This is a genomic window from Gilliamella sp. Nev6-6 (assembly GCF_001690605.1).
GTDB lineage: Bacteria > Pseudomonadota > Gammaproteobacteria > Enterobacterales > Orbaceae > Gilliamella > Gilliamella apicola_C.
On record NZ_LZHP01000062.1, the window covers coordinates 1 to 21,985 of the forward strand.

15 protein-coding genes and 1 pseudogene are annotated in these 21,985 nt (G+C 34.5%); 6 read left to right on the top strand and 10 right to left on the bottom strand.

Going from position 1 to position 21,985, the window contains the following annotated elements; all coding sequences use genetic code 11:
- Together A9G42_RS07315 and greB are read right to left on the bottom strand one after the other, a co-directional pair.
- The coding region (locus A9G42_RS07315; RefSeq protein WP_065653077.1) for a YcbX family protein at positions 1–1,053 on the bottom strand (1,053 nt) is incomplete at its 3' end.
- A gap of 93 nt (positions 1,054–1,146) precedes the next feature.
- A complete protein-coding gene (gene greB, locus A9G42_RS07320) occupies positions 1,147–1,629 on the bottom strand; it encodes a transcription elongation factor GreB (RefSeq protein ID WP_065653078.1) in 483 nt (160 codons plus the stop codon).
- Between the two features lie 277 nt (positions 1,630–1,906).
- On the opposite strand from greB, the gene A9G42_RS07325 reads away from it, so the two are divergent.
- The 3 genes and pseudogenes from A9G42_RS07325 (at position 1,907) to A9G42_RS07335 (ending at position 7,565) form a co-directional block, all read left to right on the top strand.
- Positions 1,907–3,343 carry a hypothetical protein gene (locus A9G42_RS07325; protein ID WP_065653079.1) on the top strand — a complete coding sequence of 479 codons (1,437 nt, stop codon included), beginning with the start codon at positions 1,907–1,909 and terminating at the stop codon, positions 3,341–3,343.
- A 161-nt stretch (positions 3,344–3,504) separates the two neighbouring features.
- Positions 3,505–5,680, top strand: a pseudogene (locus tag A9G42_RS07330) (Tex family protein); the annotation flags it as partial.
- Positions 5,681–5,942: 262 nt separating this feature from the next.
- Positions 5,943–7,565, top strand: coding sequence for a hypothetical protein (locus A9G42_RS07335; RefSeq protein WP_065653081.1), 1,623 nt, complete (start codon positions 5,943–5,945; stop codon positions 7,563–7,565).
- A 199-nt stretch (positions 7,566–7,764) separates the two neighbouring features.
- Here A9G42_RS07335 and ushA read toward each other — a convergent pair whose 3' ends face one another.
- From ushA to A9G42_RS07375, 8 genes are all read right to left on the bottom strand, one after another.
- A complete protein-coding gene (ushA, locus tag A9G42_RS07340) occupies positions 7,765–9,447 on the bottom strand; it encodes a bifunctional UDP-sugar hydrolase/5'-nucleotidase UshA (protein ID WP_065653082.1) in 1,683 nt (560 codons plus the stop codon).
- A gap of 28 nt (positions 9,448–9,475) precedes the next feature.
- Positions 9,476–10,777: a pyrimidine-nucleoside phosphorylase gene (locus tag A9G42_RS07345; protein ID WP_065653083.1), complete on the bottom strand. Its 1,302-nt coding sequence runs from the start codon at positions 10,775–10,777 to the stop codon at positions 9,476–9,478.
- Positions 10,778–10,950: 173 nt separating this feature from the next.
- Entirely contained in the window at positions 10,951–11,355 is a 405-nt protein-coding gene (locus tag A9G42_RS07350; protein WP_442903196.1) for a cytidine deaminase, read from the bottom strand.
- Between the two features lie 23 nt (positions 11,356–11,378).
- Complete coding sequence (locus tag A9G42_RS07355; protein ID WP_065653085.1) at positions 11,379–13,352, bottom strand: bifunctional 2',3'-cyclic-nucleotide 2'-phosphodiesterase/3'-nucleotidase; 1,974 nt, start codon at positions 13,350–13,352, stop codon at positions 11,379–11,381.
- 25 nt (positions 13,353–13,377) lie between these two features.
- Complete coding sequence (gene add, locus A9G42_RS07360; protein WP_065653086.1) at positions 13,378–14,547, bottom strand: adenosine deaminase; 1,170 nt, start codon at positions 14,545–14,547, stop codon at positions 13,378–13,380.
- A 374-nt stretch (positions 14,548–14,921) separates the two neighbouring features.
- Positions 14,922–16,163 carry a nucleoside permease gene (locus A9G42_RS07365; protein ID WP_065642415.1) on the bottom strand — a complete coding sequence of 414 codons (1,242 nt, stop codon included), beginning with the start codon at positions 16,161–16,163 and terminating at the stop codon, positions 14,922–14,924.
- A 197-nt stretch (positions 16,164–16,360) separates the two neighbouring features.
- Complete coding sequence (deoD, locus tag A9G42_RS07370; protein ID WP_065568115.1) at positions 16,361–17,077, bottom strand: purine-nucleoside phosphorylase; 717 nt, start codon at positions 17,075–17,077, stop codon at positions 16,361–16,363.
- A gap of 52 nt (positions 17,078–17,129) precedes the next feature.
- Positions 17,130–18,359 carry a phosphopentomutase gene (locus A9G42_RS07375; protein WP_065568114.1) on the bottom strand — a complete coding sequence of 410 codons (1,230 nt, stop codon included), beginning with the start codon at positions 18,357–18,359 and terminating at the stop codon, positions 17,130–17,132.
- Between the two features lie 429 nt (positions 18,360–18,788).
- On the opposite strand from A9G42_RS07375, the gene murB reads away from it, so the two are divergent.
- From murB to birA, 3 genes are read left to right on the top strand one after another with little or no spacing between them, the layout of a single operon-like run.
- A complete protein-coding gene (gene murB / locus A9G42_RS07380; protein WP_065653087.1) occupies positions 18,789–19,799 on the top strand; it encodes a UDP-N-acetylmuramate dehydrogenase in 1,011 nt (336 codons plus the stop codon).
- Between the two features lie 57 nt (positions 19,800–19,856).
- Positions 19,857–20,999: an MFS transporter gene (locus tag A9G42_RS07385; RefSeq protein ID WP_065642416.1), complete on the top strand. Its 1,143-nt coding sequence runs from the start codon at positions 19,857–19,859 to the stop codon at positions 20,997–20,999.
- Complete coding sequence (gene birA, locus A9G42_RS07390) at positions 20,974–21,927, top strand: bifunctional biotin--[acetyl-CoA-carboxylase] ligase/biotin operon repressor BirA (protein WP_065568111.1); 954 nt, start codon at positions 20,974–20,976, stop codon at positions 21,925–21,927. Before A9G42_RS07385 ends, birA begins: the two co-directional genes overlap by 26 nt.
- Positions 21,928–21,985: the final 58 nt, after the last annotated feature.

Here is a 21,985-nt window from a genome sequence, read left to right on the forward strand (position 1 = left end):
GGCTAAAATTTGCTTATTCTTTTTTATCGCTGATGAAGTCAATGCTTCTACTTCTCCTTTTTCCAAAACCACTAAACAACGCCCGCATACGCCAGCCCGACAAGAATTGGGTAGGGCAATATGCTGTTGTTCAAGCTGTTCTAAAATAGTTTGTTGATTATTACCTATAATTTTCTGATTTTTATAAGTAATAGTGCAAGGCTGAATGTCTTTTTGTGCTTTTTTAGGAAGATTTTTAAGGTAGTTTTTGGCTGTTTGTCGTTCAAGTATTTCAATTTTATCACCGATAGACACCGTTCCACTGTTTCGGGTAATCATATTCATCCCAAAATCAATGTCACCTTCTGAATCAGAACGAAAATGTGCTAATGTTGTTAAAGGTTCATTATTGTGTAGTGCTTTTGCTGAATTGACATTGAAAGTGATTAATACACAACGAGTACAAGGTTTTACAATATCAAAAATCACCTCGCCAATTTTAATGGTCTTCCATCCATCTTCAGCAAAAGGCAATGCGCCATCAATAACAATATTGCCTCGAAATTGTCGAATATCCAATTTTTCAGGGCAATGTCGCTCAAGATAATTAAATGAAGCTTGATTTAACAACAAATAAGGATAACCATCAGCAAAGCTAACTGGCACATCAGGATAGCGCTTGGTTCGACGATTTAATTGTTTGCCGATCCAGCGTAATTGAACATCTTTTTGAAGGAAATGACTAAAAAATTGATTCACTTTAATTGGCGCAATATGTGATGTAAAGTGATTTCCCCAAACTTCTGTAGCTTCGTTACTTTGCGAAAATTCATCAAAATTAATTGCTATCGACTCATTGGTTGGTAATGAAGCTTCTATCTGATTATCAATTATTGTCGTTTTAACTTTTAAAAGTTCAGGATACCGCCTTGCAGTAATAAATGTACCATCTGGTTCACTTAGCATTAAAATGCGATCATGTTCAAAACCACCATCAACACATTTAGCATTAGCTAACGCAATACCTTGCATTGACTTAATTGGGTAGATAAAGAGCTGGTTAACGGCAATCATAAAGTTAAGCATTTAATTAGTTTTTCAAAATTATAGCGTTAATCATTTCGAATTCATACATTGAAACACAAAATGCGATAAATTGGTTCAATTTTACACAAAATCCCGATAACTAATATCAACAACATAATAATACGTTTTACCGTTTGGCGTAATGACCGATATTTCATCATCAATTTTATGCCCTATTAGCGCTCTTGCTACAGGGCTGTTAATCGATATCCAATTTTTTTTAGGATCAAATTCATCCGTTCCTACAATACGATAAATATGTAGATTTTCTTTTTCATCTTCTAATTTTACCCATGCACCAAAAAATACTCTGCCTTCCTGTTTTGGATTAGGATCGACAATTGTCAGTGATTCTAATCGTTTAGTTAGAAAACGAACCCGCCTATCGATTTCTCTCAACCTTCGTTTGCCATAGATATATTCGGCGTTTTCACTGCGATCGCCAAGGGCCGCTGCATCAGATACTGCTTGGGTAACTTTAGGCCTTTCTTCTTTCCACAAATATTTTAATTCGTGTTCGAGCGCTAAATACCCTTCTCTTGTTATATAATTTGCTGTTCGCATAATTTAACGTCCTTTTCATTTTATTTTATGTATTTTAGTGTTTAATCGAGTATTTAATATGTATTTCACATGTTTTTGTTGTTTTTGATTTAAATTGTGTCGCAAAGATAAAAACAAGGTTTTGTTATGGTTTTTCGTTTTTTTCTTCTATTAATGATAAATGGTTTACCTAATAATTATATTAAGTTATGTGCACTACATAAATAGGTTTAATTCAACAATCATTGAAATTCAATAACAGATTTTATATAACTTGAAATTATTATTAGGTATTAATATGGCTACACGGTACCAATTAGCTTTTAACTTAGCTTTTTTTGTAAGTTTTTTCTCAACAGAGTCTTTAGCATTATCGGCTGTTACCACTAATGTTATTGAAGGACACAGCCCTCGCTTTATTACTTCGATTGAAAATAGTATTGAATCGAATGCTGAATTTGATTATTTTGGTGTTACCTATGATGGAAAAACTTATTTTAATACAAACGATTTGGATTCTGCACTAGGCATTAATATTGCGACTAAAACTCCAGTGAGTTTGAAATTATCCTCTGCAATCAAACAACCTCAAAATACAGATGTAATAGATGTTGATGGTGATGGTGATATTTCTTTATCAGAAGATACAGCCCATCCTCTTTCTCTAGTATGGTATTATGAAGATTCAGATAACAATGAGGTTAAATTAACAGCAGCTCAGACAACAACGACATTTAGTACATTATTGAAAAATGGTATTTACCCATATATTAAAGTAAGTGGCTCTGTTTCTTTGAATACAAAGTATGGTGTGCCAAACTCTCAGAATTACCCAGATAATAAGATAGCCATAACTAAGACTCCTTATCGAAGATTTCATATCAAAATAGGTGGCGAAGCAATTAAATATGCCAGCCCAAATATATCTTATGCTGGTGGAGGCTATACCTATGGCGATAAAAGCATTTTTGACCCAACAACTAACAATGGTCATGTACCACAATCTGATTATTTAGATAATTTCCCATCAACAGGTGCAAATGGGCTTTATTTCTATTTAGTGACCAATGGGATAGATAATTCATTAGATACAACAACATGGGCGGTAAAAACATCAAATGTTGATGATAGTTCGCTTAATGCAATTACCGCAAGCATAGAAAAAACAGAAGCTCCAAGCTCAAAAGGATTCAAAGTTTATGATAACAAGAATATGGTGCTTGTCACGTTAAAAGATCCTGACTCATCAAGTAAAGGTGAAGATAAAGCTACAGCACCAACAGCCAACTTACCTGTTGATATTGAATTAATTGGCACAACAAAACAGGGTGTAAAGCTCATTTATAAATTTAGAATAACGCAGTGGTTTATTAATCGAGGGGATTTTGTTGCTTGGCCTGCTCAGCAAAAAGAGTGGTGTGAAGGGTTAGGCAATTATCGACAAGCAAATGTTAGGGATTTGAGTAATGCTAGGTTAAATAGTTTAAGTGATAATTTTCATCCTCATCATAATTATAAAAGAGCTGTTCACCAAGGATTGCTTACTGAATGGGGAGCAATGGCGTATTTTTCAGGGGCTAATTTTTATAATCAAACTTATGGTTGGACGAGTGGAATTTCACCAAGTAATGGCAATGTTATTTATGTAAATATGAATACTGGAGCATTGTATGATAATAAAGTGACGACTAAGGAACCAAGTTATGATTATTATGGGATATGTGTTGCTAAATAAAATGGTGAGTTTAATTATCAGTTTTATTTAATATTCTTTTACGCAATAAGAATTAATGATAAGTCGTGCTATTTTTAGATAACTGATCAAATTCGTTAAATTGCAACAAAAACGAAGATAGGTATATAATTACCGCATGTTAAAAAATAGATAAAATAACCATGATTAATAAACAAATTAGCCATATTATAGCTAGTGAGCTGACGGTAAAACCAGAGCAAGTTTTAGCTGCAATCCAATTATTGGATGAAGGTAGTACCGTTCCATTTATTGCCCGTTATCGAAAAGAGGTGACAGGAGGCCTTGATGATACTCAATTACGCACTTTAGATAGCCGATTGAGCTATTTACGTGAACTTGAAGATCGCAAACAAACGATTTTAAAGTCAATTGAAGAACAAGGTAAATTAACACCAGAATTAAGCCAAAGTATCATACAAACGTTAAGTAAAACCGAACTTGAAGATCTTTATTTGCCTTATAAACCTAAGCGTCGTACTCGTGGTCAAATAGCTATTGAAGCGGGTCTTGAACCATTAGCTAATGACTTATGGCACAATCCAATACTTGATCCTGAAATTGAAGCGGAAAAGTATATCAATTCGGACAAAGGTATTGCGGATACTAAATCTGCATTAGATGGCGCACGCTATATCTTAATGGAGCGATTTGCTGAAGATGCAGCATTACTGGCAAAAGTACGGCATTATCTTTGGAATAATGCGCATTTAGTTTCACAAGTGGTTAGTGGCAAAGAAGAAGAGGGCGCAAAATTTCGAGATTATTTTGCACAAAGTGAACTTATTTCAAAAGTGCCGTCTCATCGAGCTTTAGCGATGTTTCGCGGTCGAAATGAAGGCTTTTTACAACTTTCAATTAATGCTGATCCTCAATATGAAGAAGCACCGAAAGAAAGTTATTGTGAACAAATTATTACCGATCATTTAGCGATACATTTCAATAATGATCCTGCTGACAAATGGCGTAAAGCTGTTATTAATTGGGCATGGCGTATTAAAATTTTAATGCACATGGAAACCGAACTTATGACGACCCTACGTGAACGCGCCGAAGAAGAAGCGATTAACGTATTTGCCGCTAACTTGCATGACATGTTAATGGCTGCGCCAGCGGGTATGAAAGTCACGATGGGGATGGATCCTGGATTAAGAACAGGGGTTAAAATTGCGGTTGTTGATGCGACAGGTAAATTAGTCGCAACTGAAACAATCTACCCACACACAGGGCAAGCCGATAAAGCCGCTATGATAGTTGCAGCGTTTTGTATTAAATATCAAGTCGAATTAGTTGCTATTGGCAATGGTACTGCATCGCGCGAAACAGAACGCTTTTATCTTGATGTTCAAAAAAAATATCCAGAAGTTAAAGGGCAAAAGGTCATTGTTAGCGAAGCTGGAGCATCAGTTTATTCTGCATCTGAGCTTGCAGCACAAGAGTTCCCTGATCTTGATGTGTCGATCCGTGGTGCGGTATCAATTGCAAGGCGCTTACAAGATCCATTAGCCGAACTTGTTAAAATTGATCCTAAATCAATTGGCGTTGGTCAATACCAGCATGATGTCAGCCAAACGCAGCTTGCTAAAAAACTTGATGCCGTGGTTGAAGATGGTGTAAATGCGGTTGGTGTGAATTTGAATACTGCTTCGATGATGTTACTTGCGCGTATTGCTGGGCTTAATAAAGTTATTGCCAAAAATATTATTGATTGGCGTAATGAAAATGGTCAATTTACTGATCGTAAACAATTATTAAAGGTATCGCGCTTAGGTCCTAAAGCCTTTGAACAATGCGCTGGTTTTTTAAGAATTATGGATGGTAAAAACCCACTTGATGCATCAGCGGTTCATCCAGAGGCTTATCCTGTTGTTGAGCGAATTTTAGAAAAAAATCATAAATCTTTAAAAGAAATTTTAGGTGATACAAATTACTTAAAGTCCCTTAAAGCGATAGATTATGTGGATGACCATTTTGGTGTTCCAACCGTCACAGATATTATTAAAGAGCTAGATAAGCCAGGGCGAGATCCAAGACCTGAATTTAAAACAGCTCAGTTTGCTGATGATATCGAAACAATGGAAGATCTAAAACTGGGTATGATTATGGAAGGTACAGTAACCAATGTTACTAATTTTGGCGCATTTGTTGATATTGGCGTACACCAAGATGGCTTGGTACATATTTCAGCATTATCAAACAAATTTGTTGATGATCCAAGAACTGTTGTAAAAGCTGGTGATATTGTTAAAGTGAAAGTGATTGAAGTAGACATTCCTCGCAAACGTATCGCTTTAACCATGCGTCTTGATGAGCCTGCTTCATCAACTAAACAGGAGGATAATCGATCTTCTAAAAGTTGCTCATATACCAACAAACAAAATAATACGCCATCATTAGGCAACAGCGCGATGGGGAACGCATTTGCTGCAGCGTTTAAAAACAATAAATAGGAAATATATTACAAATTAAGGGACGGTTGTCCCTATTTTTTTATCAAAGTTCTTCCCATATTATATAGCTATTTGAATATTGCTCTAGAGCAGATAAGCAAAATGAACAAACTTATCACTTTACCTAAATCATGTTACAATCAAAAATAGATTATTTCTTAAAAGATTTATCAGAAATAAAAGTAATAGGAAAAGGGCTATCAAAAACAATGAAAAAATATTTTAATGTTGTTCCACTGACATTATTAGTTATGCTGTCAGGATGTGATAAAAGCAAAGTAAAATTAACGGAAGAAATTAGAACAACACTGGAAGATCAAGACAAACCAATTTGTTTTTATCTAGGGAAAGTAACATTCCCTTATCTGAAAAAAAATCTCAGTTACCCAGCAAACACACGAGCGGAAGTGTGGGTAAACAACGAATTAAATCGGCGATTAGAAGTTTTTACAAGCTTAGGTTTGTTAAACCGTTCATTAGATGCTGACAACCAGACCACAGCCTATCAATTAGCTAAATTAAATAGTGATACAAAATTTAAAAAAGGTAGTTTTTGTTTTGGACAAGTGACTTTAGATAAACTATTTTTTTTAGATATTAGCAATAACGTAAATTTATTTGCAACAGTCACTTATAATATTGAACAAATTCCTTCTTGGGTTAATAGTGATATTTTTAAACAATATTTTTATGCCGGAGAGTTAGACGAAAATAAAAAAAATACGCATTTTACCTATAGCTACCCTGAACTCATCAATGGGCAATTTCCAAACCAAATATCGTCTAGTATAAAGTTAGCGAAACTGGTCAATGGTGAGTTTATCTTTGATAACGATGATTCGATAATGCAGTCATTTTTTTATAGTAAAGATGATAATAAATGGGATCAGGAACATTTCACTTATGCATATTACGACAAAGAAAAAGTAGCTAAAATAAGGAAATATTTTTTTTCATATAATCAAATTATTAACGATTGGGGTATAGAATCGGATCCCGTATTATTTGCAAAAACAAATCCTTCAGAAAATTTAGCCCGCTCAACTAACCAAGTTGTAATGTATTACTATTTTGATCATGCCATTACCGAAAATCGTATTAAGTCGGCAACAGGCAATATAAAAAATAAGTTATTGGGTCAATACCAAAATTTGCTAGGTAATGGCGACAGCTCTATTTTTGAAATGAATTTTGATGATAGAGGGTTAGTTACTTCTTTTATTGAGACAATTAAAAGTTATAATTATGGACTGGAGCGTAGTATTGTCGCTTCTGATGATTTAGAAACAGAAAGAACAAGCTGGAAATTTTATGATTATTTTACTATGTCTTTGCCTAGCCAGAATCAAAATTATCTTAATCCGTTTGCAACAGATAATTATAAGAAAACCGATTTATTTAATATTTTCCAAACAGACCACAGAACGAAATTTGTCCAAACAATGGAGGGGGTAGATAAACTTCGTTCAGTTTTTGTCGGCTACGATGATGAAGATAAAATACTATTTTTTGATAATAATATGACATTTCAATATAATAATAAAAATCAGTTGATTTCTAGAGTGATCGATAATGGCATATATACTATGGAGTATAATAAACAAGGTCAGCTGATCAATTTAAAAAAATATTTTGATATAAAAAAGAAAGCAATTCTTGAGTGTCAATTTTCTAAACATAATGAAAAAGGTGACTGGATAGTTAAAGAGTGTAATGATAACAAGATAACCACACGAACTATTGAATATTATTAATAAATTTAATGATATTCGATATAGAAATCATCCACATTATCAAACATCACAAAAAACTGTAGTGCCAACAATGAGGTATAAGCCTTGAACACAGGCACTACAGCTGCGTTAGCTTAATTGCTATTACCGAATAATATAGTAATTATTTTCGAGCAATGTGTCCCTAATAAATATTTACGTTTAAACTTTCCTAAATAATTTAGTTATTTATAAATGGTGTTGGTTCATAATCAGATGCATTAATAGGCGAGTATTTCTCAAAATACTGTTTTACTACATCAGCATCACGATAGCCCGTATCAACATAAGTTGGTGAAGTATTGGTTATTGGGTAACCATCACCACCAGCAGCTAAAAAGTCTAGCGTAACTATGCGATATGATTTTTGTAAATCGATAGGCTCATTTTTAATTTTTATATCTTCAATGTTATTGTTTGATCGTGTCAAGGTGATATTTTTCATATGTGCATACCCGCCAGAACCTGGTTTTTTGTTAAGTGCTACTTTAAGGTAATCAATTAATTCACTACCCGTCAGATCAAAATAAACAACGTTATTACCAAAAGGCTCAACTTTTAAAATATCGCGATAAGTAATATTACCTTCAATTAATGAATCGCGAATCATACCACCTGACATAATCCCCATATCAGCACTGGTTTTTTCAATAAAAGCGCTAAGCAATAATTGTCCCATATTGCTTTGTTGATATCTTACAATATTACGATCACCTTCAAGTCGGCCGGATAACTCTCCGCTTTTAATTAGTAAGTGTTGCTTTCCTTGTTCTTGATAAGGCTTTAGATTTTCAAGTAATTTTTTATCTTGTAATATCTCTTCACTGTAATATTCAAGGCGTTTTGTACCATCACCATTATCGACTTCTTTTTTTAAATTGATAGGGATTAGTTGATAATTTTGCAAAGTTATTTTGCCGTTTAAAAAGGTAAAATCTGCACGCCCAACATATTTACCCCATTCATGCGCTTGAACAATCCAAGTTCCATTTTGCTGATCGGGTGCACAAGGGGTTCCTGGGACATATTCGGTAATGCGCTTATTTGGGCTTGCCATACAAACGGGATTTTGTGAATGACCACCCACAATCATATCTAATTCACCACTTTTTAACCCGCGGGCTAATTCAACATCTCCAGGCGCCATTGAACCATGTTCGCCATTTTCATAATGTCCCATATGCGTTAAAGCAATAATCATATCAGGATGTTCCATCTTTTTTATCTGAGCTATAATTTTTTGCGCCTCGGGTAAGGTTTTATGAAATTCAATGCCATCAGTATTTTTAGGTGAAGCTAAAAAAGTTGTATCATCCGTGGTTAATCCAAATACTGCCACTTTAATACCATTTAAATCAAATGTTGTGTAGGCATCAAAAACGCGATTATCGGTGCCTTTAAAGTAAGTATTTGCAGATAGAAAAGGAAAATTTGCCCATCTTTGTTGTTCACGAATAATCGTTAAAGGGTGATCAAATTCATGATTACCCACAGCCATCGCATTGTAGCCAATTTCATTCATACCTAAAAAATCAGGTTTTGCTTGAAGCACATCGGATTCAGGAACGCCAGTATTAATATCACCGCCAGATAGAAGCAACAATTTTCCGCCTTTAGCAGCTACCTCCTTTCTTATTTTATCAACGACTGTTTTTTGTGCAGCAAGTCCATATTCACCAATATCATTTTGCCAAAAACGACCGTGGTGATCGTTAGTATGTAAAATAGTAAATTGATAAATTGTGTTCTTTTTCCAAGTGGGTGTTGTTTGTTTTTTGTTCGAAACAGTCGCTATAACATTAGCTGAAAACATACTCAAAACAACAAGTAGTGATATTTTTTTATTTAATTTTGGCTGAAACATGGTTCCTCCTAAATCCTTATTATAATGACTACTCCGTAATCACTTTATAAATCAATTGTGGCTCGCTTGCACTATCACTAACAATAATATTGTCATACAATTTTTGTTTGATTGCATCAAGCTTATCAGTATTGGCATGAATCGTTAATAAAGCTTCACCCTCATCAACTTTATCGCCGACTTTTTTATGTAATACGATTCCAACCGCTGGATCGATGATATCATCTTTGGTTGCTCGCCCCGCGCCTAATTGCATTGCAACAATGCCAATTTGATCCGCAATAATTTTTGTAATGTAGCCTGATTTTTGCGCAGGTAGTGCGATTTGGTATGGCGCGCTTGCTAATTTTTCAGGATGATCAACAACCGAGCTATCACCACCTTGCGCTTCAATTAAGGTTTTAAATTTTTCAATTGCTTTACCATTTTTTATGACCTCTTGCAGTTTAGCTCTGGCTTCTTCTAATGTTTTCGCTTTGTTGGCAAGCACAACCATTTGGCTACCTAATGTTAAAACTAGCTCAGTTAAATCAGCAGGACCTTTACCTTTCAAAGTATCAATCGCTTCTTTTATTTCAAGTGCATTACCAATTGCAAAACCAAGTGGTTGTGACATATCTGAAATAATAGCCATGGTTCTGCGACCGATTTGGTTACCGATATTGACCATTTCGTGAGCTAATTTTTCTGAATCAGCCATATTTTTCATTAGTGCGCCATCACCGGTTTTAACATCAAGCACAATAGCATCAGCACCAGCAGCTAATTTTTTACTCATAATTGAGCTTGCAATAAGTGGAATAGAATTAACGGTGCCAGTTACGTCACGTAGTGAATAGAGCTTTTTATCGGCTGGTGTTAAATTACCTGACTGACCAATTACTGCTAAACTTTTGGTATTCACCTGATTAATAAAATCTTGTTTGCTTAATTCTATTTTGAATCCCGCAATCGACTCAAATTTATCGGTGGTGCCACCAGTATGTCCAAGTCCACGCCCTGACATTTTAGCGACCGGTACATCTAATGCTGCAACTAAAGGAGCAAGTACTAATGTTGTGGTATCACCCACACCTCCAGTTGAATGTTTATCGACCTTAATTCCTTTTATTGATGATAGGTCAACAGTATCACCTGAATACATCATGGCACTGGTTAAATCCGCACATTCTTTTGATGTCATACCTTGATAATAAATTGCCATTAATAAAGCGCTAACTTGGTAATCAGGGATAGTACCATTAGTGTAATTAGTAATAAAAAATTGAATTTCGTCAGTGGTTAATGCATGTCCATCACGTTTTTTTTCAATAATATCTACAAATCTCATTATTCGTCTCTCTTAATATCAATAAATTAGGATTATATTCTTCTCATCCATAATTTGGCTTGATGAGAAGGCTAATCCTAGCTAACAATAAGTATCAATTTCTTTTTATTTTTAATTGCGTTCAATTTTAACTATTTTCAATATAGCTAAAATTACATTGCTCACAAGCAAAACTAATCTAAATCACTTGGCGAAAAAGACCAAGGTAACAATTCACCAACAGTGGTTTCTTGGATTTTACCTTGCATATTCGTTAAAATAACTGGCATATCTTTAGCACAAAACTCACTGATTACTTGACGGCAAGCTCCACAAGGTGAAATTGGACCGTCAGTATCACCAATTACCACTAATTTTTTAAATTTTCTTTTACCTTCTGAAACTGCTTTAAAAATAGCGGTGCGTTCTGCACAATTGGCTAGGCCATAAGAGGCATTTTCAACATTGCAACCTAAAATCGTCTCATCATCTTCAGTGATTAATACTGCACCAACCTGAAATTTGGAGTAAGGAACATAAGCTTTAGAGCGAGCAGTTTTAGCGAGTTCAATGAGTTTTTCAATTTTCATATTGAGAATCCTTTGTTTCGTAATAATATTAATTAAATTTTAGGTTGAGCGTTAGCTGATGATTGTAAATCTAATCGATAAACACCAAAACCTAATTTATCTTTTTCGATAAATTCAGTAGGGTATAGTGAATGTTTTTCAATATAAGTTTTAGCTTCATCTGTTGGGGATGATTCAAAACGAATATCTAATTTGGTATCACTCGATATTGGCGCAATTTGCCAGTTGTTATCAACAATAACATTGACCGCTCCTTCTTGTTTAGTAACCTTAGTGATATAAGCTGACAGGATCACTCTTAAATCATCCGGTGAATTAAATTTAACATTTTTTTCACCAGTACCTGGGAATATGCCGCTATAAGCTCGATAATTATTTGTAGCAATTAAAAACATTTGATTAGGATCAAGTGGTTTTTGTTGGTAAGTCAGATTAGTTATTCTTTCAGATGTTGGATTGATTAACTGGCAGTTAGCATCATAACGTGGAGGTTTGGTGATATCAATTTGATAATTTACACCATCAATTGTATCAAAATTATAGGTTCTAAATTTATCCCAATTAATTAGGTATTGTGGATTTGCTGTATGAATATCTATTTGGTTATACATACCCGCAGAACATTCAAGCCATTCTTTTACATTTTTGCCTGTAATTTTAATCACAGATAAAATATTAGGATACAGATAGATATCTGCTGCATTTCTAAAGGTAAGATCACCCTTTTTTACATCAACAAAAGCGCTTGGATCGTTTTTTCTGCCACCAGTTTTAAATGGTGCAATAGCTGATAAAACTGGCAGACCATCCAGATCTGGATCGCCTTGAATAAATTGCTTAACGTAATCGGTTTGTGCATCATTAATAATTTGTAAGGCAGATGTATCTTCGACTAGCGCTAAATAGCTAGTAATATCGGTTGAAACTTTACCAATAGGTTTACTTACAAATTTACGCGTACCTTGGTGGTCTGTTGTTAGAATATCAACGAGTTTTTGATCAGCTTCAACTAAGGCTTTTTTATTCGTTTGGTCATAAATCGGCTGTGCTTCAGATTTCCCTGAAATAGCTTGCCAATTGGATTTATCTCCCGTTAGAACTAAATCCACTACGCCTAAATGGCTTCCCCATTGTCCTGGCATGACCGCGGGAACATGATTGATATTTCCTGTTTTTATATCAGTATTAGGCAGTGATTTAAATTCTTCACTTGGGAAGACGCCATGTGAGTGACCAAACATAATTGCATTAATTCCCTCTACTTGGCTTAAGTAATAAACCGAATTTTCAGCTAACGCTTTATAAGGTTCAGCCGACACGCCAGAGTGTGGAATTGCAATAATGACATCAGCGCCTTGTTTTTTCATTTCCGGTACTAGTAATTTAGCGGTTTCGGTAATATCTTTGACAACAACTTTGCCATTAAGGTTAAGTTTGTCCCATTGCATAATTTGTGGCGGGACAAAACCAATATAACCAATTTTGATAGTATGCTTATTATCATCTCTATCAATAACAGGAGTATCTACAATAATATATTGCTTGAAATATGGCTTATTGGTTTTAGCATCATAAACATTGGCATTAATGTAAGGAAATTTAGCTCCAGAAAGGCTTTTTTTCAGAAATTCCAATCCAAAATTAAATTCGTGGTTACCAATATTACCAACAACATAATCAAGGGTATTGAGTGCTTTATATACTGGGTGTATCTCACCCTCACTAAGGCCTTTATCAACTGCATAATCAGCCATTGGGCTACCTTGAATTAAATCACCATTATCAACAAGAACACTATTTTTTACTTCACCTCTTGCTTGATGAATTAAATTGGCAGTTTTAACTAACCCATATGAATCAATAGTTTGATCTTTAAAATAATCATAATTCATCATATTGCCGTGTAAATCAGTCGTTTCGATAATTCTTAAATCGACTGTTGCAGCATTAACAGCACCAGATATAAATAGGGGTAAAAAACTTAGGGCTAACTTATTTTTTTTCATGTAAATCTCCAATTATTCTGATGAATTAATTAATGGGGATAGCTAATAATAATTTTTGATATGTTAAAAAACGTTCAATGATTGCTGGATGATATTTTTTATCATGAATAAATTTTTTCAGTAATTTTCTATCATCCGAGGTAAAGTATGAGAGTGCCAAATTCATTAAACGAACTCTAATAGGCTCATCAACAAAAGCTGCTTGGATACCACATAGTGTTATATCAAGCAATTCTAATCGCGAAAAAGAAAATATCGATTGAGCAATATGGTATTCTTTTTCAATGTCGGTACCAAAAATTCCGGCATCATCAGTGTTAAGAGTAATGCGAACACCTTGGTCATACAGTTGTCTAATTGGATGATTAAGTATATCACCCTGTAATTTATTCACTAAAATACGATTACTGGTGAGGGCAATTTCTAAAGTGATTTTGTTATCAACTAATTGCTTAATCAATTTATCATCTTCAATAGCAGCAATACCGTGCCCAATTCGATTTGCGCCATGTTTTAGCGCTTGAATAATACTTTCAGCTGAGTCAATTTCACCAGCATGGTAAGATTTTTTTAAATTTAATTTAGAAGCAAGTTGATGAGCCTTTTTAAAATCATCAAAATGCCCAGCTTTCTCATTGCCAGCAATATTAAATCCAGTAATAAATGGATGATAATTATTTTCAATAAAACGCAGCGTATCATGCACCACATCGGCGCCAAGGTGTCGTACGCCAATTACATGGTACCTAACGGTAATATTATGCTCTTTTTGAACATCAATAATTGCTTTATCCATTTGATTAAGAGTTTGTTGAAATCTTTCTTTGTCCCAAACAACTTTTCCTTGTCTTTCTATTGCGCAAATATGATAGGGCGACAAGAACAGTTCACAATAGATTAACCCTTGCTTGGCATTTCTGCTTAAAAAATCGTAAGTAATCAGGTAATAATCGTCAGGATGTTTAACAAAACTCGAAACAGTATCATAAGTTTGAATAAATGAAACAAAGTCGGATTCATCATAGTTATATCGACCATTTTTATACTCGGTCACATCATATTCGCCTTGTTGATAACATAATGAATCAGGGAAAGTTAAATGATTTTTATTGGCTAATTTTTTAGCCATAAAGGGAGTAATACTGCCTTCAACATGCTCATGAAGTATAACTTTGGGGATTATGTGTTTATTCATCTTGTTCTAATCTGCTTAAATACGCTTATTAAGGTACTTGTAATAGTGATTATTAATCAACTGGCAAACGTATCAAATACCAGAATTGATACACTTATTATAAGCATTTTATGCTATTTTGATAAGATACTTGTTTTCCATACCTTTGTTTCCCATCAATTTATTTTCTATACATTTTGTGCAATTTATCGATTTTCTGTGAGGCCGATAACATTTTGTCGCAATCAGGAATTAGGCAACAATTAATCTGTTGCCTATTTATAGAACAAATTATTAGTAGAATAATCTAACTTATCTATCTATTTCAACATTAACTAGGTAGTTAATGTGAAACTCACATTATTGGACGTTAATGCCAATTCACCGCTTGATTTTTAGGCTAATTTTTTATCAGTGGCATCATTTTTGAAAATAAAAACAAAAACAATTGCAAGCACTAATGAATAGCCCGCAAATATAAGCCAAACAGAATGCCAATCTACAATTTTTTCTATTGTATAGTAATTAACCACAAAACCACTAGCCATGGTACCAATATAAGCACCAATACCATTTGTCATCATCATAAATAGCCCTTGTGCACTATTACGGATATCTGATGAAACAGTCTTATCTACATACATGGAGCCTGAAATATTATAGAAGTCAAAAGCACAACCATAAACAATCATTGAAAGCAGTAGCAATACAAAACCGACAGGAGATGGATCACCATAAGCAAATAATCCAAAACGAGCTACCCAAGCAAATATACTAATCAGCATGACATATTTGATACCTAGGCGTTTCATGAAGAAAGGCACAAATAAGATAAAGACGACTTCTGATATTTGCGAAATAGAAAGTAATACAGCAGGATATTGAATAACTAAACTATCTTTAAATTCAGCAGCATTATCAAAGCTATGTAAGAAACTATTACCAAACGTGTTGGTAATTTGTAAGATTCCGCCTAACAAAGCCGCAAACAGAAAAAAAACAAACATTTTAGGTTGTTTAAATAATACAAAGGCATCTAATCCTAAAGAGCTAATCAGTGATTTTTCTTTACTGCTATTTTGTGATGTAGGAATAAAAGGCAGTGTTAACGAGTAAAGGCTAAGTAAAATAGAACCTATTGCAGCAATGTAAAGTTGCATACTGCTTGATTCTAATTTTAAGAAACTAACTAGCCACATAGCGATAATAAAACCGACTGTACCATATATCCTAATTTTAGGGAATTGACCAATAACATCAAGGCCTTGAGAGTTTAAACATGAGTAAGCAATTGAATTGGAAATAGCGATAGTCGGCATGAAAGCTAAGCAGTGAATTAACATGACAATTGTCATCATCACCGGTGTTGTCATAAACGCGGCGATAGCTAATGTTATAGCACCAATCAAGTGGCAAATAATATAAAGGCGATTGGCCGGTATCCATCTATCAGCAATAATTCCCATTAAACTTGGCATAATTAATGAGGCTATCGCTATTGAGCTATATACTGAAGCGACTTCAATGCTAGTAAAATTTAATTGGTGCTCTAGATAATAATTTAAAGTTATTAACCAGCTCCCCCAGATGAAGAATTGCAAGAAAAATATAACTTTAAGCTGTAACTTAATATTCATTTATGGTTCCTTATTAAATGAGATCTTCTCTACTATTAGATAAAAATTAATGAATAAATAAAAATTTGTTATCGCTATTAAAAACTAGCTATAACGCTAAAAATATTCACGTTTAAAGCTGTTGGTTTACAGCTAATGCGACAATTAGTTGGTTTGTTTTTAACCTAAAAAAAATGGCAGAAATTCTGCCATTAATTTTAATTTGAATTAAGTAATACCGATTCTAACGCAACATTAATCATATTTTTAAAGCCTAATTGTCGCTCTTCTGCCGACATTGCTTCGCCTTTTCGTATGTGGTCAGATACTGTACAAATTGTTAATGCTTTAGCTCCATATTCACTAGCCACACCATAAATGCCCGCTGCTTCCATTTCAACGCCTAAAATATTGTATTTTTCCATAATATCAAACATATCAGGTTCAACACTATAAAACAGATCGGCAGAAAAAAGATTGCCAACTTTAACATTTACGCCTAAGTTTTTAGCAGCATTAACGGCATTGCAAGTCAAACCAAAATCGGCGATAGCGGCAAAATCGTGATCTTTAAAACGTAAACGATTGACTTTTGAATCGGTACAAGCACCTAAGCCAATAACAACATCACCAAGATTAACATCAGGACTGATTGCGCCACACGAACCGATACGAATGATATTTTTAACACCATAAAATTTGATCAATTCGGTTGTATATATAGAACAAGATGGAATCCCCATACCATGTCCCATAACAGAAACTTGCTTACCTTTATAGTGGCCTGTAAAACCAAGCATTCCTCTTACATTAGTCACTTCTTTTGCATTTTCTAAAAAAGTTTCGGCAATAAACTTAGCTCGCAATGGATCGCCAGGCATTAATACCGTTTGAGCAAAAGCATTATCGGTGGCGTTAATATGTGGGGTAGGCATTTAACTCTCCTCAATTTATTACTAAAAATGTACTACACTAACTAAAAAATCGTTATTTACGAATAAATGATTTGCCATAATCCATTGGTGACAAATCAAAGTAATCAGCAACACTTTGCCCAATATCTGCAAATGTCTCTCGATGCCCCAAAGATCCAACAGGCACGCTATCACCGTAAACGATGACGGGAATATGTTCACGAGTATGATCGGTTCCTGGCCAAGTTGGATCACAACCATGATCGGCACTGATAATAAGCAGATCACCAGGCTTAATAAGTGCTAACATTTCAGGAAGGCGACTATCAAAATATTCTAATGCGGCAGCATAACCCGATACATCTCGTCTGTGCCCGTAAGAGGAGTCAAAGTCAACAAAATTAGTAAATACAATCGTGTTATCTTTAGCTTGTTTTATTTCTTCAAGCGATGAATTAAATAGTGCTTCAAGACCAGTTGCTTTCACTTTTTTGGTAATACCAACTTGTGCATAAATATCAGCAATTTTACCGATTGACACAACGGTACCTTGTTTTTCATCGACTAGCTTCTTAATCATTGTTGGTGCTGGTGGCTCAACTGCTAAATCATGGCGATTACCTGTACGTACAAATTCGCCTGACTTATTGCCTAAAAATGGGCGAGCAATAACTCGACCGATATTATAATTGCCTTTGTTAAGCTCATCACGAGCAATTTCACAAACTTCATAAAGCTTATCTAAACCAAATGTTTCCTCATGACAGGCAATTTGGAATACAGAATCAGCAGAAGTATAAAAAATAGGTTTTCCTGAAGCCATATGTTCTTCACCAAGCTCATCAAGAATAATTGTGCCTGAAGAGTGACAATTACCAAGGTAGCCAGGGAGTTTTGCTCGAGAAATAATTTTATTTAAAAGATCTTGAGGAAAGCTGTTAGTTGTATTTGTAAAATAGCCCCAGTCAAAAAGTACGGGCACACCAGCTATTTCCCAATGCCCTGATGGTGTATCTTTACCAGAAGAAATTTCGCTAGCATAACCATATGCGCCAATAATTTCGCTTTCAGTTTTCATGTCTTTAGGATATTGACCAGTTGATTCATATGCCGCTTCTATTAAACCTAATTTGCTTAAATTAGGCAATTTTAATGGGCCGCTACGACCGTGCTCTGCTTTACCTAAAGCACAAGCTTCAGCAATATGACCTAAAGTATTAGCGCCTTCATCACCATATTTTTTTGCATCCTCAGCGCCACCGATCCCAAACGAATCTAGGATCATAATAAAAACTCTTTTCATAATTTCCTCTAACTCATAAGCAATGTAATCAATAATAGCTAGTTAAATAATAATCACTGCATTTTGTGCTGACTAAATAAGTTGATTATAATTTATAAAAACATTATTCAGCTAGTTATAATACACGATAACAAAAAACAAAAAAGATTTAAGCGCTACTTTAGGCGAATATTTGCTTAAATAGAGCAAGGAATTTGATCTTAGTCATACTTTTGAAATAAAAATGCGAATAAACCTGTTTTTATTAAACTGATTCAATAGCAAATTTATACAAATTCTGCGCAACCCACGCTTAAATAATTAATAAAATAAGATTACCCAATGTGGTAATATAGTTGCTAAATACGAAAAATTCCAAGCTATAAAAAAATAACATATAAAATAGATTCATTTTTGGGCATATATACAAAAATAAAAAGGTAGTTATCAATGAAACAAAAAATTCCTAACACTTTTGGTCTTACTGTTTTTGCACTAAAAGTTATTACTGTAACCACCGTTGAGCAATTACAACAAGTTTGGCAAGATAACTCCCAAAATTTGCCCATTATGATTATTGGTGAAGGTAGTAATTCGCTTTTTACTTGTGACTTTGATGGTATTGTTATTGTTAATCGAATCAAAGGGATGACCATAATCGAAACTGAACAAGCATGGCATTTAAAAGTGGGGGCTGGTGAAATTTGGCACGATTTAGTGTCAACAACTATCGAACAAAATATATCAGGGCTAGAAAACCTTGCATTGATTCCTGGTTGTGTTGGATCTGCGCCCATTCAAAATATTGGCGCTTACGGTGTTGAGTTTCAAAAAGTTGCTGATTATGTGGAACTGCTTGAGCTTGCTACAGGTAAAATTATCACTGTCACCGATGGTCAATATGGATATCGTGAAAGTATCTTCAAAAAAGCGTATTTGCAAGGCTATGCGGTTATTAATGTCGGAATCAAGTTACCAAAAGATTGGCAACCAGTTTTAACTTATGGAGAATTACAAAACTTTGACCCTAAAAGTGTTACGGCAAAAATAATATTTGATAAAGTGTGTGACATTCGGCGCAGTAAATTGCCCGATCCAAAAGTGCTTGGCAATGGAGGCAGTTTTTTTAAAAATCCTGTAGTCGATAAAATTGTGGCAGACAAGCTACTTGAAATTTATCCAAACATGCCAATATATCCACAAGATCATCATCAAACAAAATTAGCCGCTGGCTGGCTTATTGAGCAATGTGATCTAAAAGGATATCAAATAGGTGGTGCTGCTGTGCATCAACAACAAGCGTTGGTATTAGTTAATAAAAGTCACGCAACAGCGGAAGATGTGGTTGAATTAGCACGCTTTATTAAAAAAAGCGTTTTACAAAAGTTCTTGGTGAATTTATCGCCAGAAATCCGGTTTATCGGCAACACGGGCGAAATTGATGCAGACAATTATTTGTAATTAGCAAAAATTATAATTGATTGCAAATTTAGTCCATAAATTAAACTCAATAACACTATGAAACGTTCGTATTCATTTCCGATTTTATTAACTAGTTTACTCTTTGTGACAATCTCATTGTCAGCATTAAATACGCAAGTGCCGCTGTGGTTAGTGCGTAATGAGTTTTCGCTCGGGCAAATTGGTTTTGTGGGTTCAAGTTATTTTACTGGCAACTTGATTGGTACTATTTTTGCCAACTGGTTTATTAGTAAATTCAATGCTCGTTACACATACACTTATAGTTGCATTATTTTTGCAATAGCAACAATTGGCCTAGGTTTTTCAATGAATTTTTATAGCTGGATAGTGTGGCGGTTTTTTATTGGCATTGCTTGTGCTGTCACTTGGGTAGTCATTGAAAGTTGCATATTAGTTACTGGCAGTGTGCGTACTCGCGGTAAAATGCTGGCAGTTTATTTAACTACTTACTATTTAGGAACAGTTCTTGGGCAGGCTCTATTACAGTACTTTCCACAAGATGTATTGTATTTTGGATTGGTTATTACATTATTAATGGGATTAGCAATTTTATTTATTTTGCTCACTCATTATAAATTACCAAAAAGAAAGAGCAGCAGTTTTAATATCATGCCAATGATATTAAATAAACCTTCACGTATTGGGCTTATTGGTTGCGTTATTGCAGGTATGTTAATTGGATCGTTATATTCGCTCTTACCCGTTTATTATTCGCATCTAGGTTATAGTGATATTCAAGTTGCTAATTGGATGATTTTACTTATTCTATCTGGAGTGGCTGCGCAAATGCCTGCTAACTGGTGTGCTGATAAATTTGGGCGGCAAATTATATTGCTGGTTGAGTCATTGTTAATGCTAACCGCATGCGTAATGCTAATATTTAATTGGTTTGGTGTTTTTGCGATTATTTTATTAGGTGCAACCATTTACACTATTTATCCAATATCCATGGCTTGGGCCTGTTCGTGTGTAAAAAAACAAAATATTGTGGCGATGAATCAAGCTATGCTGTTGACCAATACCTTGGGTAGCTTGATTGCTCCTGCACTAATAGCACTTATTATGGATAAAACCAGTAATGCTTATTTATTTGTCAGTTTTGCTATAATTTCGTTATACTTCATAATCTTGTTAGCTAAAAAAAGAGGAACGGATGCGCAGTTACAAAAATCCACTTAAATTAATTGAAATACTCTCTGATGGACAGTTTCATTCAGGCGAAGAGTTGGCAGATGTATTTGGTATAACTCGCGCTGGTATTAATAAATATATTAAACAGCTGCGTGAATGGGGAATAGCGCTAACGTCAGTACAAGGCAAAGGTTATTGCCTTGCATCTCCTCTGGATTTACTCAATAAAGCTAAAATTGACCAGTATTACCAGTCAAATAGTCATTGCGAAATATTGCCAATTATTGATTCGACTAACCAATATCTGCTCGATCGCATTGATCAACTCACGTCTGGTAATTGCTGTGCAGCTGAATTTCAATCAAAAGCGAGAGGAAGACGAGGACGTAAATGGTTTTCTCCGTTTGGTAGTAATATTTACTTTTCGATGTATTGGCGGTTAGATCAAGGTATAGCGGCAGCAATGGGGCTAAGTTTAGTTGTTGGTATCGTTATTGCAGACACTTTACGTGCATTATCAGGTCAAGATATCAAAGTTAAATGGCCAAATGACCTTTATCTTAATGATCAAAAGCTAGCAGGTATTTTAGTTGAATTAGCAGGGAAAACGGGGGATTGTGCTCATGTTGTCATTGGTGTTGGTGTCAATTTAACTATGACTAATCCAGATATTAATATTGTTAACCAAAAATGGGCTAATTTAGGTAATATTAATCGTAATTTGTTAGTTGCACAGATTGCTAAGGCCTTAAAAAGTAAATTAACGGAATTTGAAAAATATGGTTTAACGCCATTTATTAACGATTGGAATAGATTAGACAACTTTACTAATCGTCCAATAAAACTATTAATTGGCGAAAACATCATTCGTGGGGTTGCTAAAGGCATCAATGAGCAAGGCGCCCTAATGTTAGAAAAAAATGGTAAAATCGACGCTTATATTGGTGGTGAAATATCTTTAAGAAGTGATGAATGATAATTTTCAAAAACATGAGAAACCTATTCCACTTTTTTTAAGCGAAATAGGTTAAATA

Excerpts from the sequence above, each read along its gene's own strand:
- A9G42_RS07375 (WP_065568114.1), bottom strand. The coding sequence starts at position 18,359 with ATGAAAAGAGTTTTTATTATGATCCTAGATTCGTTTGGGATCGGTGGC.
- A9G42_RS07355 (WP_065653085.1), bottom strand. The coding sequence starts at position 13,352 with ATGAAAAAAAATAAGTTAGCCCTAAGTTTTTTACCCCTATTTATATCT.
- greB (WP_065653078.1), bottom strand. The coding sequence starts at position 1,629 with ATGCGAACAGCAAATTATATAACAAGAGAAGGGTATTTAGCGCTCGAA.
- A9G42_RS07365 (WP_065642415.1), bottom strand. The coding sequence starts at position 16,163 with ATGAATATTAAGTTACAGCTTAAAGTTATATTTTTCTTGCAATTCTTC.
- birA (WP_065568111.1), top strand. The coding sequence starts at position 20,974 with ATGCGCAGTTACAAAAATCCACTTAAATTAATTGAAATACTCTCTGAT.
- A9G42_RS07325 (WP_065653079.1), top strand. The coding sequence starts at position 1,907 with ATGGCTACACGGTACCAATTAGCTTTTAACTTAGCTTTTTTTGTAAGT.
- deoD (WP_065568115.1), bottom strand. The coding sequence starts at position 17,077 with ATGCCTACCCCACATATTAACGCCACCGATAATGCTTTTGCTCAAACG.
- A9G42_RS07345 (WP_065653083.1), bottom strand. The coding sequence starts at position 10,777 with ATGAGATTTGTAGATATTATTGAAAAAAAACGTGATGGACATGCATTA.
- add (WP_065653086.1), bottom strand. The coding sequence starts at position 14,547 with ATGAATAAACACATAATCCCCAAAGTTATACTTCATGAGCATGTTGAA.
- A9G42_RS07335 (WP_065653081.1), top strand. The coding sequence starts at position 5,943 with ATGTTACAATCAAAAATAGATTATTTCTTAAAAGATTTATCAGAAATA.
- ushA (WP_065653082.1), bottom strand. The coding sequence starts at position 9,447 with ATGTTTCAGCCAAAATTAAATAAAAAAATATCACTACTTGTTGTTTTG.
- murB (WP_065653087.1), top strand. The coding sequence starts at position 18,789 with ATGAAACAAAAAATTCCTAACACTTTTGGTCTTACTGTTTTTGCACTA.
- A9G42_RS07385 (WP_065642416.1), top strand. The coding sequence starts at position 19,857 with ATGAAACGTTCGTATTCATTTCCGATTTTATTAACTAGTTTACTCTTT.